Here is a 14,382-nt window from a genome sequence, read left to right as displayed (position 1 = left end):
GCTAGCTCCAGCTGGCGTGCAGGGGCTTGCCCTCCGCATAGCCCGCGGCGCTCTGCACACCCACGGTCGCCCGCTCGGCGAACTCCGCCAGGGAGCCCGCACCCGCGTACGTGCAGGAGGAACGGACGCCCGCGATGATCGAGTCGATCAGGTCCTCGACGCCGGGCCGCTCCGGGTCCAGGAACATCCGCGAGGTCGAGATGCCCTCCTCGAACAGCGCCTTGCGGGCGCGGTCGTAGGCCGACTCCTCGCTCGTGCGGTTCTTGACCGCGCGGGCCGACGCCATGCCGAACGACTCCTTGTACAGGCGGCCGTTGGCGTCCTGCTGGAGGTCGCCCGGGGACTCGTACGTCCCGGCGAACCACGAACCGATCATGACGTTCGACGCACCGGCGGCCAGCGCCATGGCGACGTCACGGGGGTGCCGGACACCGCCGTCGGCCCAGACGTGCTTGCCGAACTTCGCGGCCTCGGCGGCGCATTCGAGCACTGCGGAGAACTGCGGGCGACCGACGCCGGTCATCATGCGCGTGGTGCACATGGCGCCGGGGCCCACGCCGACCTTGATGATGTCGGCACCGGCCTCGATCAGGTCCCGTACGCCCTCGGCGGCGACGATGTTGCCCGCCACGATCGGCACCTGCGGGTCGAGCGCGCGCACGGCCTTGACCGCGGCGATCATCGACTCCTGGTGGCCGTGCGCGGTGTCCACGACGAGCGTGTCGGCGCCGGCGTCGAGCAGCTGCTTGGCCTTGCTCGCCACGTCGCCGTTGATGCCGACGGCGGCGGCGATGCGCAGCTTGCCGTTGGCGTCCAGGGCGGGCGAGTAGAGCGTCGCGCGCAGGGCGCCCGTGCGGGTCAGGATGCCGGCGAGGCGGCCGTCCTTGCCCACGGCCGGGGCGTAACGGCGGTTGGCGGCGTCCAGCTTGTTGAAGGCGTCGCGCGGGTCGATGTCCGCGTCCAGGAGCACGAGGTCCTTGGACATGACCTCGGAGATCTGGGTGAAGCGGTCGACGCCGTTCAGGTCCGTGTCGGTGACGACGCCGATCGGCTTCTGGTCGCCGTCCACGACGACGCCCGCGTTGTGCGCGCGCTTGGACAGCAGGGCCAGCGCGTCGGCGACGGTCTGCGTGGGGGCCAGGACGATCGGGGTGTCCAGGACGTGGTGACGCGTCTTGACCCAGGAGATGACCTCGGTGACGACCTCGATCGGAATGTCCTGCGGGATCACGACGAGGCCGCCGCGGCGGGCGACGGTCTCGGCCATCCGGCGTCCGGCGATCGCGGTCATGTTCGCGACGACCAGCGGGATCGTGGTGCCGGTGCCGTCCGGCGAGGAGAGGTCCACGCCCTGACGCGATCCGACGGCGGAGCGCCGCGGCACCATGAAGACGTCGTCGTACGTCAGGTCGTACGCAGGCTGGATGTCATTGAGGAAACGCACGTGCTGCTCATCCCAGTCGATCAGAGGTGGCCCCCGGACAGTTAGGCCGAGGGAAAAGCACGTACTTCAGTGTCCCATGTCCCGGGTGATGCGCTGCCTGGGACGATCACCCAGCCGGGCGGCGGGACCCCTGGTCGGAACCTCCAAGCACCGGTGCGGACGGTCACCGTCCGCTCAGGCGCGGGTGCCGAGCGCGAGGACGATCTCCAGACCCGTGCCGCGCTCCCGGGCGTACTCGACCGCGTCGGTGAACACCTCTTGGGCGACGATCCACTCCTGGGGCGCCGCATCGGCGTACTCCTGCCAGCCGGAGACGACGAGGAGACGGCCGGGCGCGGGAGGCGCCCATCCGAGGTCGGTGAGGCAGTCGGCGAGCGCGTCCCAGTTGCGCCCGAACCAGTCGGGAAGTTCGAGCGCGCGGGCGCAGCGGTCCATGAAGGCCGCCTTGTCGCCCACGCCGGTCAGGTCGAGCGAGACGGTGGCCATCCCGGCGTCCCGGACGGCCCGCAGCACGGGCGCGAGCGGTTCGGGGGTCTGCGGTTCGGACGTCATCTCAGTACCGCCTTGAAGGACGTGTAGTGGTCGTCCGTGTAGTAGGTCTCGCCACCGCTCCCGGTGACGATCCGGCGTGCGCCCCGGTCGCGCTCGCCGGGGGTGGGCACGGTGTACTCGCGGTAGTGACCGCGCCGCTGCTTCGGCAGCTCGCCCTCGAAGTTGCCGAAGACGGAGCCGTCCTTGGCGTACGGGAAGGGCCCACCGTCATCGATGAGCCGCAACGTCCGCCGCGCCTCGACGGGCAGCCGGTCGGCCTGGACGGTGGGCATGCCGTGCGCCCAGGCGGGGGCGGAACTGCCGCTCTCCGCCTGCCCGCCGTCCCCCGAGGAGCACCCCGTGACGAGGACGGCAAGGCAGACCAGCAGCGCCGCCAGGACGCGGGGGACGAACCGGGTCAGCATGCAACAGATGCTGCCACGGCGCCCCCGCGGCCGCTCAGCTGCCGTCCGGGTCCGCCCGGTCCAGCGCGGGATGCGGCGTGTGCCCCATGATCATCAACTGATCCGCGGCGGCGGTGTCCGTGACCAGGCTGGTCACGAGCCCCGAACGCAGCACCGCGTCGATCGCGGCGGCCTTGCGCTGCCCGCCCGCGATGGCGACGACCTCAGGAATCCGTCGCAGCCGGTCGGCTTCGACGGTGATGCACCGCTCCCCCAGGTCACGCCCGACCCGACGCCCCTCGGCGTCGAAGAGGTGCGCGGACATCTCGGCGGCCACTCCCAGCGAGGCGTAGTGCGCACGTTCCTCGTCGCTGAGCATGTCGTGGACGGTGGAGATGCCGGGCTCCCAGGAACCGATGGAGACGGCGGCGACGGTGACCTTGTCGAAGTACTCGAACGCCCGCGCGATCCCGGTCTGGTTCCGCAGGGCGGCCGCGGTGGCCGGGTCCGGCAGCAGCATCGGCGCGTAGATGGGGTGGGCCTCGCCGCCGGAGACCTGCGCGGCACGCCGCACGGCCTCGACCGAACCGCGTTCGGCTGTTCCGGCGTCGTACACACCCGTCAGCTGCACGACGGTGCACGGCGGAAGCTGGTCGAGGGCAGCCGCCATGTGGATGGTCGAGCGCCCCCACGCCAGGCCGAGGACATCGCCCTCGGTGACCAGCTCGCCGAGCAGATCGGCAGCGACCTCGCCGAGGTTCTCGGGGTCCGGAGAGTCCTCGATCTCGTCGGCCGACGCCGGCGACTCGACGACGACCGCGTGCCGCAGGCCGTAGCGGGCACGCAGCGCGTCCGAGCGCTCCGCGTCCAGCTCGGCGGGCACACGGATCTCGATCCGTACGAGATCACGCTCGAGAGCCGTCTCCAGGACCCGGGCCACCTTGAAGCGGCTGACGCCGAACTCCTCGGCGATCTGGATCTTGGATTTGCCCTCGAGATAGAAGCGGCGGGCCATGGCCGCCGCCTGCACCAGCTCCGCGGGTCCCATCCGCATGGCTGACCGGCCGCCCGTCGACACGACGATCTCCTCACTGTCATTTCAAACAACTGTCGTTCACGCATTCACACCCATTGGTGCGGCTTGGCGCGCATTGTCACGGCTTCGCGCGCATTGCCGCAGCGCAACCTGGGTTCGTCGTTCATCCTTGCAGATCCGACGTACTTGATCAGCCCTGAAGGACTGCGTTCACGTATCCGTGGCTCAGTGGCCGCATGCCCATGCCGCCGTGGACATCGCACCGGTCGCCTGGGTGCGCAGTGCACGTACCGCCGCCGCCGGGTCGTTCGCCCCGTACACCGCGGAGCCTGCCACGAAGACGTCGGCGCCGGCCTCGGCGCAGCGCTCGATGGTCGAGGCCGAGACTCCGCCGTCGACCTGGAGCCAGAGCTCAAGGCCGTGCTTGCTGATCAACTCGCGGGTGCGGCGGATCTTCGGGAGCATGATGTCGAGGAATGACTGGCCCCCGAACCCCGGCTCGACGGTCATGATCAGCAGCATGTCGAGCTCGGAGAGCAGATCCTCGTACGGCTCGATGGGCGTCGCCGGCTTCAGCGCCATGGAGGCGCGGGCGCCCTGGGCGCGGATCTCACGGGCCAGGCGGACGGGAGCCGCGGCCGCCTCCACGTGGAAGGTGACCGATCCGGCGCCCGCTTCGACGTACTGCGGAGCCCAGCGATCGACGTCCTCGATCATCAGATGGCAGTCCAGCGGGGTGTCCGTCGCTCGGGCCAGTGACTCTACGACCGGCACCCCCAGGGTGAGGTTGGGGACGAAGTGGTTGTCCATGACGTCGACATGGAGCCAGTCGGCACCTTCGACCGCCGTTGCCTCCTCGGCAAGACGGGCGAAATCCGCGGACAGGATGCTGGGGTTGATCTGCACGGCCATGCCCCAAGACTGCCATGCCCGGCGCTCGTTGCCTTCCGCGGTCCGTAGCGTGGGCCGACCGACTCCCTTGACCATGGACCGCGTGCCATGCTGGGCGGTCCACCGGCATCACGTGGGGCAGCGGGGGTAGCCATGCCAGACGAACGGTCGGAAGAACAGCGTCAGGCGGGCCGTGGCGTGGCCTGGCTGGTGTGCGGGCGGCGCACCAAGTGGCTGGTGGTGCTGTTCTGGCTGGTGGTGATCGTCGTCGCCGCGCCGCTCGCGGGCAAGCTCACGGACGCCCAGGACAACCAGGCGTCGTCCTGGCTGCCCGGTTCCGCGGAGTCCACCCAAGTCCTGGACATCTCCGAGGAGTTCAGGCCCGAGCAGATTCCCGCGATCGTCGTGTACGCCCGTGAGAGCGGGCTGACCGCCGACGACCGGGCACGGATCACCGAGGACGTCGGCGAGCTCAAGGAGCTCAGCGCCCACGGCATCCGCGGCGCGGAGACCCGCGGACCCGTCTTCGACACGAAGGACCCGGGCGAGGCCAAGGCGGCGCAGGTCTTCGTGCCCATCACGATGGACGAGAAGGGCTGGGAGCGGATCGGTCCCGCCGTCGACTCCGTCCGGGAGCGCTCGGGCGAGAGCTCGGGAGGGCTCGCGGTGCACGTCACCGGGCCGGGCGGTACTTCGGCGGACTTCTCCGAGGCGTTCGAGGGCATCGACTCGACGCTGCTGCTCGCGGCGGCCGGCGTCGTCATCGTGATCCTCCTGATCACCTACCGCAGCCCGATCCTCCTGCTCGTCCCGCTGATCGCGGCGGTCGTCTCCCTGTTCACGGCGCAGGCGCTGATCTATCTCCTGGCGGAGCACGCGGGCCTGACGGTCAACGGCCAGAGCGCGGGCATCCTCACGGTCCTCGTCTTCGGGGCGGGGACGGACTATGCCCTGCTCCTGGTCGCCCGCTACCGCGAGGAGCTGCGCCGCCACGAGGACCGGCACGAGGCGATGCAGCTGGCCCTGCACCGGGCGGGCCCCGCGGTCATCGCGTCGGGCGCCACGGTCGTCGTCAGCATGCTGGTGCTGCTCACCGCGGACATGAACTCGACGCGGGGCCTCGGCCCCGTGTCCGCCATCGGTGTCGCGGTCGCCCTGCTCGCGATGCTGTCGCTGTTCCCCGCGCTCCTGGTGGTCTGCGGCCGGTGGCTCTTCTGGCCGCTGATCCCGCACAACGGCTCCGAGGAGCCCACCGAGCGCGGCATCTGGGCCCGCATGGGCCGCCGTATCTCCCACCGTCCGCGCCTGACCTGGGGCGTCACCGCGGTGGTGCTCGCGGGCCTGGCGCTCGGCCTGACCCAGCTGCGCGCGGAAGGACTCAGCAACGCGGACTCGTTCACGGACAAGCCGGACTCGATCGTCGGCCAGGAGGTGCAGGCCGAGTACTTCCCGGCGGGCAGCGGCGACCCGCTGGTGATCGTGGCCCATGCCGATCAGGGCGAGGAGGTCCGCAGTACCGTCGCCCAGACCCGGGGCGTGGACCCGGCGAGCATCGGCGTACCGCCGGGGACCAAGGCGGAGGCCGACGGCAAAGTCCTGTTCGAGGCGACCCCGACCGACCCCGCCGACAGCGAGGCGGCCAAGCAGACGGTGGACCGGGTGCGCGACGCGGTGCACGCGGTGCCCGACGCGGACGCCATGGTGGGCGGCGGCACGGCGGCCCTTTTGGACATGGACCGCGCGACGACCCACGACAACAAGCTGGTGATCCCGCTCGTCCTCCTGGTCGTCCTGCTGATCCTCGCCGCGCTGCTGCGCGCCCTGGTGGCGCCGCTGCTCCTGATCGCGACGGTCGTCCTGTCCTTCTCCGCCGCCCTGGGCATCAGTGCGCTCGCCTTCCGCCACCTCTTCGACTACGCGGGCGAGTCCACGGACTTCCCGCTCTTCGTCTTCGTGTTCCTGGTGGCGCTGGGCATCGACTACAACATCTTCCTGTCGACCCGCATCCGCGAGGAAGCGGGCCGCCAGGGCACCCGTGCGGGCGTGCTGACCGGTCTCGCCGCGACCGGCGCGGTCATCACGTCGGCGGGCCTGGTCCTTGCGGGCACCTTCGCCGCGCTCGGCACGCTCCCGATGGTGGCGTTCGCCGAGATCGGCTTCGCGGTCGCGCTCGGCGTCCTGCTCGACACGTTCGTCGTGCGGTCCGTCCTGGTCACCGCGTTGTTCCTGGACGTGGGGCCGAAGGTGTGGTGGCCGCACGCCCTGAGCAAGGACCCGGCGCTCCGTACACCCCCGCCCCCGACCGTGCAGGCGGGGGCGGGGACGAGGAAAGAGACGGGGACGGCGACAGGGCCGCCCCAGGCAGGGTCAGGCAGTCCGCCGGATCAGCGCTAGATACATCGCGTCCGTGCCGTGCAGATGCGGCCACAGCTGCAGGTCGGGGCCGTCGCCCAGGGCCGGGACGCCGGGCAGCAGCGGGCGGGCGTCGATCAGCTCGGCGCCCTCGTGCTGCTTGAGGACGTCGTCGACGACCGCACGCGTCTCCGCGAGGTGCGGTGAACAGGTGGCGTAACCGACGATGCCGCCGACGCGCACGGACTCCAGCGCGGTGCGCAGCAGCCCCCGCTGGAGCGGCGCGAAGCCGTCCAGGTCCTCGGGACGGCGGCGCCAGCGGGCCTCGGGACGGCGGCGCAGGGCGCCGAGTCCCGTGCAGGGCACGTCCATCAGGACACGGTCGAAGGTGCCGGGCTGCCACGGCGGCCGGGTGCCGTCGGCGGCGACTACCTGGTACGGGCCCGGGTTGCCGCGCAGGGCCTGCGCCACGAGGCGGGCCCGGTGCGGCTGCTTCTCGGCGGCCAGCAGGGCCGCGCCGCGCTGGGCGGCGAGACCGGCGAGCATGGCGGCCTTGCCGCCGGGGCCCGCGCATCCGTCGAGCCACTTCTCGTCGCGCCCCTCGATGGGGGCGTTCGCGAGTGCGATCGCGACCAGCTGGCTGCCCTCGTCCTGGACCCCGGCGCGGCCCTCGCGCACGGCGTCGATCGACCCCGGCTCGCCGCCTTCGCTGAGCCGCACGGCATACGGCGACCAGCGCCCCGGCAGCGCGGACTCCTCGCCGACCGCGTCGAGGAGTTCATCGGCGGTGGTGCGGCCCGGCCGGGCCACGAGGGTCACCTCGGGCCGCTCGTTGTCGGCCTCCAGGAGGTCCTCGATGCCGGCCCGGCCGCCGCCGAGCGCGTCCCAGAGCGCGGAGACGACCCAGCGGGGGTGCGAGTGGACGACGGCGAGATGGTCCTCGGCGTCCTCGTCGTAGGGCGGCGCGACCCGCGCCACCCAGCCGTCGAGATCGTCGGCGGCGACCTTGCGCAGGACCGCGTTGACGAACTTGGCCCGCCCGTCACCGAGCACCACGCGCGCGAGTTCCACGGAGGCGGAGACGGCGGCGTGCGTCGGGATGCGCGTGCCGAGCAGCTGGTGCACGCCCATGTTCAGCACGTCGAGCACCGGCGGGTCGACCTCGCGCAGCGGCCGGTCGATGCAGGCGGCCACGATCGCGTCGTACGTTCCCTGCCTGCGCAGCGTCCCGTAGACGAGCTCGGTGGCGAGCGCCGCGTCCCGTGCGTCGAACTTCTCGGGCCCTTCCTTCTCCCGGGCCTTGCGCAGGAGCGGCGGCAGGACGAGGTTCGCGTACGCGTCGCGCTCGTCCACGGCCCGCAGCGCCTCGAAGGCGAGGAAACGGACGGGGTCCTTCTTGGGGCGGCGGTGGGGCTTGCCGGGCTTGCCCTGCTTCTGGGGCCGCCGGTCGGGCTGGTCGTTCAAAGGTGCTCCGCTATTGGATGGGGGCCGAACTCATTCAGCGTACGTCGGTGGCGTCGAGCCGCTCGCCCGGGGCGATCCGCACCCCGCGCGCCCAGTCGGCGCCGCGCATCGGCTTCTTGCCCTGCGGCTGGACCCAGAGCAGCTCCACGGCGTGCGAGCCGCTGCCGACGTACACGTTGTTCTTCGCGGCGGCGAGCTCGCCGGGCGCGAGGTCGGTGCGGTCCGCGACGAGCGCGGCCTGGATGATCTTCAGTCGCTCCCCGCGGAACACGGACCAGGCGCCGGGCGCCGGGGTGCAGCCGCGCACGACCCGGTCGACGCGCAGGGCCGGGGCGGACCAGTCCACCTGGGCGTCCTCGACGGTGATCTTCGGGGCGAGGGTGATGCCGTCGGCGGGCTGCGGTACGGCCTTCAGGGAGCCGTCCTCGATGCCGTCCATGGTGGCGGCCAGCAGACCGGACCCTGCGAAGGCGAGGCGGGTGAGCAGGTCACCGCTGGTGTCGGTGGGGCGGACGACCTCGGTCACGGTGCCGTACACCGGACCGGAGTCGAGCCCCTGCTCGATGAGGAAGGTGGAGGCACCCGTGATCTCGTCCCCCGCCATCACCGCGTGCTGGACGGGAGCGGCGCCGCGCCAGGCGGGCAGCAGCGAGAAGTGCAGGTTGACCCAGCCGTGGGCCGGGACGTCCAGGGCGACCTTGGGGAGCAGCGCGCCATAGGCGACGACCGGGCAGCAGTCGGGCGCGATCTCGCGCAGCCGGGCCAGGAACTCCTCGTCACGCGGCTTCACCGGCTTGAGGACCTCGATCCCGGCCTCCTCCGCGCGCTGGGCGACGGGGCTCGCGACGAGCCTGCGGCCGCGGCCCGCGGGGGCGTCGGGCCGGGTGACGACGGCGGCCACCTCGTGCCGGTCGGAGGCGATCAGGGCGTCCAGGGCGGGGACGGCGACCTCGGGGGTGCCTGCGAAGACGAGCTTCATCGTTGCCTTTCGGCCTCTCGGGACGGGAACGTGCGGGGAGCGCACCAGTCTATGAGCCGCCTTGCCGAGCCGCTCTCCGCGGGGCCTCCCCTCCCTGGAGCGCACCCGCCGGCCCTCCCCGGGGCCCCCACCTGCCGGACGTCACCTCCGCGCCGCGAAACCGTCTGTTTCGGAACGCATATCGGGGGCACGGCTAACTGCGGAGTGCCTGCACGGAGCGAACCTCCCGGGGGTGTGCTCCTGTACGCCGCCCATCACAGAGCCCGTCCGCCCCGCACCGCACCCGCGGGCCCCGCCCGCCGCTTGAGCGACCGTCACGGAAACGCTCCTGCCGGGTGCGGCTCGTCCGGGGGCGTACGAGTGGACGCGCGCCCCGTGCATATACGCATACGCCCCCGCACCGTGACCCCAAACGAACTAGCGCGTTGGTCAAGAAAGAGTTGACCACAACGGGCCGCGCCGACGCGGCCCGATCCTTTTCAACGCCGGTTCGAGAGGCTTGTTCATGGCCGACCACGCAACCCACGACGCCCAGGCACGGGCCAGCCTGCACCTCCTGGTTCGGGACATCGAGCGGGTCCGCCGGCAGGTGGACGCCCTGCGTACGCTGACCGCCCAGCTCGGCAACGTCTACCGCCCGCGCCGCTCCAGCCCCTCCGCGGGCTTCGTCGTGTACGGGCGCGCCCCCGCCCCGACCGTCCGCCTCGCCCAGGAACTGCGGGACAGCGTCGAGACACTCGTGACCGCCGCGGTGGACTTCGACCGCTCACTGGGCTTCTCGTGGGACGCGGTGGGCTCGGCCCTCGGGGTCACCAAGCAGGCGGTGCACCGCCGTTACGGCGCCCGCCGGGCCACGACACAGGCGGCGGCGGAGGCGGAGCGCGCCACGGAGACGGTTCCCTCCGCCACGGCCGCGCGCCCCCCGGTCCCGGTCGGCGCTCCCCTTCCCTCGGTCCCCTCGGTCCCCGCGGCCCGCGCGATGCCGACCCAGCCCACGGCAGGCAGCCCCGCCCTCCGCGAGGACCCCCGCCCGAACGCTTTCCCCGGCCCCCGCAACGGCTGACCTCTACAACGGCGGCGGCTGCCCAACCGGTTTCCCCGGCGGGCGGCCGCCGCCGTTGTGCCCGCCCCTCGTTGCGGGCAGCCTCCACACACCTAGGACCCCACACAACCGGCAGCCGAGCCAGGCCTCGCTGCACCCGGCCCCCGTCGTGGGCGGAAGCTCGCCTCGTCCAGAACCCCACCCAACCCGCAGCCAAGCCGCCTCCGTCACAAGCGACCCCCGTTGCGGGCAGCCGACCCCGTTGCCAAGCCGCCCCCGTCATGGGCACACGCCCCCGTCATGGGCAGGCCCCCCCACACACAGCCGACCCCAGCCCCACCACCGGCGACCCCACAGCTCCAAGCCGCCCCGCCCCGTTGTGGGCAGGCGTTCCGCAGGGCGGAACGGGTGGGCACAACGCCCCACCGCCGGGCGCCGAGCGACAAGGCGCCAAGCACCCCGCAGGCAGCGAGCACCCGAGGAAGACCAACAACCGGTCCCCCGGCCCGGGGGACCCCAGACGAGCCCCCTAGCCAATATCCGGCGGGTCCACCCGAATCCGCACGGGCTCCGCGGCCCCCCGCGCCATCCGCGCAGCCTGCGCCACCTTCAGCGAAGCGGCAAGCGCGGCCCCGCTCCCCGGCGGCACCCGCACCAGCACCCGCTCCCACCGCTCCCCCACCGGCGCCGTCCCGGCACGGCGCGAAGGCGCGGGCCCAGGCCCCGCCTCCGGCACGGGGACGGGCCCCAACACCACCGCGTCCCCCGGAAGTTCAGCCGCGGAGAGAAACCCGGAGAGCGCCTCCGAGGTCCCCGCCACGGAGGCCATCCGCGACACGGGCGGAAACCCCAACTCGGCCCGCTCGGAAAGCTCCCGCACCGCATGCCCCACGGGATCCCACCGCACAAGCGCCTGCACGGGCCGCAGCGTCGGCTCGGCGACGACCACCACGGTCCCGCCCTCCCCCTGCGGCCGCACCAGCGAAGACGCACTGATCCAGCGCCGCAGCGCCTCCTCCCCGGCCCGCAGGTCGGGCCGTCCCAACATGGCCCACCCGTCGAGCAACAGGGCAGCGGCATAGCCGCCCTCGGCGACAGGCTCCGCCCCCGGAGTGCTCACCACCAACGCAGGCGACCCCGGCACGGTGTCAAGAATCTGCTCCCGCCCCGACGTCCGCACCGGCACCGCAGGAAACGCCCGCCCCAGCTCCTCGGCCGTACGCCGCGCCCCCACCACCTGCGCCCGCAGCCGGAACCCCCCGCACTCCCCGCAGTGCCAGGCGCCCTCCTCCACCCCGCACCAGCCGCACCAAAGGCCGCCACCGTCCCGCGCCTCCAACGGCCCCGCACAGTGCCTGCACCGCGCGGGCTCCCGGCACCGCTCGCACGCGAGCCGAGGCACGTACCCCCGCCGAGGCACCTGCACCAGCACCGGCCCGTGCTTCAGCCCCTCACGCACCACGTTCCAGGCAAGCGACGGAAGCCGCGCGGCCCGCGCCGCCTCGTCCCGGGCAAGATCTCCGTCCCCCACGGTCCGTACGAGCGGCGCGCTCCCCCGCACCTGCTCGCGATCGGCGACCAGCGGCGCCGCCCACCCGCTCTCCACCAGCTGCGCGGCCTCGACCGTGCAACTCCAACTCCCGAGCAAAAAGCCGCACTTGTCCCGCGAGGCCCGCAGCTCAAGCACTTCGCGCACATGCGGGAAGGGAGCGTTGTCATCGCTGTGACTGGCATCGCCGTCGTCCCAGATCACGACGAGCCCAAGATTCTTCACGGGCGCGAACATGGCGGCCCGCGTGCCCACCACAGCGCGCACGGCACCGCGCCGCACGGAGAGCCACTCCCGATAGCGCCGCTCCTGCCCCACATCAGCGGTGAGCAGCGCATGCTGCCCCGCCCCCATGAGCTCGGTCAGCGCCGCATCGACCCGCGCGGCGGGCCGCCCAGCAGGCACCACCACAAGAGCCCCCCGCCCGGAGGCGAGAGTCGCCTGCACTGCCCTGGCGATCTCCTCGGCCCACTCCGGCCCGGGAAGGGCGGTCCACACAGCCCGAGGCGCACCCCCCGAGGCAAGCGCCCCCAAGAATTCGGCCCCATGGCCGTACCGCCGCCAGGACCCCGGCTCAGGCGCGACCGGAGGCGCGGGAACCTCGCCGACAGCCCGCGCCTCGGCCCGAGCATGCCGAGGCGGAACGGCCAGCTGCAACACATCGGCAAGGCTGCCCGCGTACCGATCGGCCACGGCCCGAGCGAGCCCGAGCAACTCAGCATCCAGCACGGGCTCGGGCGACACGACCTGCGCCAAAGCAGCAAGGGGCCCGGAGTAATCCGTCTCGGCAACGCGCTCGACGAGAAACCCGTCGATCAGGCCCCCACCCTCACGCCGCCCACTGCGCACGTTCCGGGCCCCGGCCCCGAACCGCACCCGAACCCGCACACCAGGCTGCGCCTGCTCGTCCAACTCCTCGGGCACCGCATAGTCGAAATACCGATCAAGATGCAGCACTCCCTTGTCGACCAGCACCCGAGCCACAGGCAAGCTCTTGGCCAACGGAGCCCCCCGCCAGGTCCGCGGCTTGGCCCGCGGCACCTCAGCCTTACGCACACTGTCCCGAATCAGCGCAAGCTGCTCGGGCGCAGGCGCTTTGCCCCCTGCACCTTCGGCGCCACCCGCCTCGTTCTCCCTGCTCACAGCTGCATTCCTACCAGACGGCACTGACACCCGGCCGGTCTCGAGCATCGATGCGGACGGCGAGGACCAGCCATCCCAGTGGCCGATTGAGCACTCTCGACAGAGATCCAGTCATCGGGTTGCCTTCCACCTCGGAAACGGAAGCGCAGGTCAAAGAGGAAACGGGAAACACCGCCCACAGCCTTGCTCGTGTCACCGACTGGCACGACGCTGGCATCCGCCGACGGGTGCCCATGGCATCGCGAAGGCACGGGTCAGAAGGGGGTCATGTGCAAGAACGCTTAGCGCAGTTCGGATCCGAACTGCGCCGCAACCGCATCGCGGCCGGTCTCACGCTCACGGAACTGGCTGCGGCAGTCCACTACAGCAAGGGGCACATCAGCAAGGTCGAAACCGGCTGCAAACGGCCCACCCCAGAACTGGCCAGGCTCTGCGACGTGGCCCTGAGGGCCCACGGAACCCTCGCCTCACTCGTACCGGCACATCCGCTTCCCCACGAGGACGCATCGGCCGAAGGCGGGGCGGAGAGCGCCGTGCTTCCGAGCAGGCGCCGCGTCATGGCCACCGGTGCGGCGTCCCTCCTGGGCGTCGCGGAGAACTCCGGCCTCTCAGAACCGCCCGAGGCGCTGGGGTCGAACCTCCTGGAGATCTCCCACGCCTTGTTCGACCAGTACCGTCGGCTGGGTCAGATGTCCCCGGCAAGCAGCGTCCTGCCCACCCTCGCCGAGCAGACGCGTTCGCTGTGCTCGCTCGCCACCCGCACCGGCCCGCGCACGGCTCGGAAACTACGGGGGCTCGCCTCCCGGTACGCGGAGTACGCGGGGTGGATGGCCGAAGAGTCCGGAGACGACGAGGCCGCCCTGCGCTGGACGGACCGTGCCGTCGATCTCGCGGAAGTCGCGGGCGATCACGACCTCGCCTCCTACGCACTCGTACGTCGTGCTCTGATCACGTACTACAAGGGAAACGCCGCTGACACGATCGCCCTGGCCGCGCGTGCACGCTCGCAGCGCCTCCCGGCCCGCATCCGCGGACTCGCGGCCCAGCGTGAAGCACAGGGCCACGCCCTCGCCGGTGACTACGACGCCTGCATGCGCGCGCTGGACGCGGCCCGCGCACTCCTGTCCTCGGACAGCCGCGACGCCGCCCCGGCCCTGGGGACCACTCATCTCGGGGACCCCGCCGCCATGATCACCGGCTGGTGCCTCGTGGACCTGGGCAGGCCTCGGGAGGCGGCCGAGCACCTGGACCGCGAATGTGCCGACATCCCCGCGCACGCCCTGCGCACCCAGGCACGGTACGGCGTGCGACGCGCCCTCGCACACGCCGTCGCCGGCGAGTTCGACCACTCCTGCGAGCTGACCGGCCGTCTTCTGCTGACCACGGACTGCGTGGGCTCGGCGACCATCGCCACCGATCTGCGTCGACTGGCACGCACTCTGGCACGTCATCCGCGCCGTCCGGCCTTTCTGGCCATCGCCCCGCATCTCAACGCGTCGCTCACACCTGTAGCGCGCTGAGCGGCGCCTCCGCTCACCCATCCAGGC

Annotated in this window: 11 protein-coding genes; 3 read left to right on the top strand and 8 right to left on the bottom strand. The window is 72.2% G+C overall.

Annotated features, from left to right (window positions below; genetic code table 11):
• Position 1: 1 nt before the first annotated feature.
• The 5 genes from ACZ6ZP_RS39515 to rpe form a co-directional block, all read right to left on the bottom strand.
• Positions 2–1,444, bottom strand: coding sequence for a GuaB1 family IMP dehydrogenase-related protein (locus tag ACZ6ZP_RS39515; RefSeq protein ID WP_351168701.1), 1,443 nt, complete (start codon positions 1,442–1,444; stop codon positions 2–4).
• Between the two features lie 174 nt (positions 1,445–1,618).
• Complete coding sequence (locus ACZ6ZP_RS39510; RefSeq protein WP_351168699.1) at positions 1,619–1,996, bottom strand: barstar family protein; 378 nt, start codon at positions 1,994–1,996, stop codon at positions 1,619–1,621.
• Positions 1,993–2,400, bottom strand: coding sequence for a guanyl-specific ribonuclease (locus ACZ6ZP_RS39505; RefSeq protein WP_351168697.1), 408 nt, complete (start codon positions 2,398–2,400; stop codon positions 1,993–1,995). Before ACZ6ZP_RS39505 ends, ACZ6ZP_RS39510 begins: the two co-directional genes overlap by 4 nt.
• Before the next feature lie 34 nt (positions 2,401–2,434).
• Positions 2,435–3,433: a sugar-binding transcriptional regulator gene (locus ACZ6ZP_RS39500; protein WP_351168878.1), complete on the bottom strand. Its 999-nt coding sequence runs from the start codon at positions 3,431–3,433 to the stop codon at positions 2,435–2,437.
• Between the two features lie 207 nt (positions 3,434–3,640).
• On the bottom strand, positions 3,641–4,327 hold the full coding sequence (gene rpe / locus ACZ6ZP_RS39495) for a ribulose-phosphate 3-epimerase (protein ID WP_351168695.1): 687 nt from the start codon (positions 4,325–4,327) through the stop codon (positions 3,641–3,643).
• A gap of 132 nt (positions 4,328–4,459) precedes the next feature.
• On the opposite strand from rpe, the gene ACZ6ZP_RS39490 reads away from it, so the two are divergent.
• Positions 4,460–6,700 carry an MMPL family transporter gene (locus tag ACZ6ZP_RS39490; RefSeq protein WP_469410325.1) on the top strand — a complete coding sequence of 747 codons (2,241 nt, stop codon included), beginning with the start codon at positions 4,460–4,462 and terminating at the stop codon, positions 6,698–6,700.
• Here the strand turns inward: ACZ6ZP_RS39490 and ACZ6ZP_RS39485 are convergent.
• Both ACZ6ZP_RS39485 and fmt read right to left on the bottom strand, forming a co-directional pair.
• Positions 6,674–8,122, bottom strand: coding sequence for an RsmB/NOP family class I SAM-dependent RNA methyltransferase (locus ACZ6ZP_RS39485; protein ID WP_361463311.1), 1,449 nt, complete (start codon positions 8,120–8,122; stop codon positions 6,674–6,676). The genes ACZ6ZP_RS39490 and ACZ6ZP_RS39485 overlap by 27 nt on opposite strands.
• Before the next feature lie 34 nt (positions 8,123–8,156).
• On the bottom strand, positions 8,157–9,101 hold the full coding sequence (gene fmt / locus ACZ6ZP_RS39480) for a methionyl-tRNA formyltransferase (RefSeq protein ID WP_351168689.1): 945 nt from the start codon (positions 9,099–9,101) through the stop codon (positions 8,157–8,159).
• Between the two features lie 505 nt (positions 9,102–9,606).
• On the opposite strand from fmt, the gene ACZ6ZP_RS39475 reads away from it, so the two are divergent.
• Positions 9,607–10,164 carry a hypothetical protein gene (locus ACZ6ZP_RS39475; RefSeq protein WP_399982837.1) on the top strand — a complete coding sequence of 186 codons (558 nt, stop codon included), beginning with the start codon at positions 9,607–9,609 and terminating at the stop codon, positions 10,162–10,164.
• A 508-nt stretch (positions 10,165–10,672) separates the two neighbouring features.
• Here ACZ6ZP_RS39475 and ACZ6ZP_RS39470 read toward each other — a convergent pair.
• The gene (locus ACZ6ZP_RS39470) at positions 10,673–12,835 is read right to left on the bottom strand and encodes a primosomal protein N' (protein WP_366463334.1); all 2,163 of its coding nucleotides are present in this window, start codon (positions 12,833–12,835) and stop codon (positions 10,673–10,675) included.
• Positions 12,836–13,104: 269 nt separating this feature from the next.
• On the opposite strand from ACZ6ZP_RS39470, the gene ACZ6ZP_RS39465 reads away from it, so the two are divergent.
• Positions 13,105–14,355, top strand: a complete 1,251-nt coding sequence (locus ACZ6ZP_RS39465) for a helix-turn-helix transcriptional regulator (RefSeq protein WP_351168683.1) — start codon at positions 13,105–13,107, stop codon at positions 14,353–14,355.
• The last annotated feature ends 27 nt before the right edge of the window (positions 14,356–14,382 follow it).

Source organism: Streptomyces sp. NPDC054047, assembly GCF_055585065.1.
This window is presented reverse-complemented; position numbering and strand designations above follow the sequence as displayed.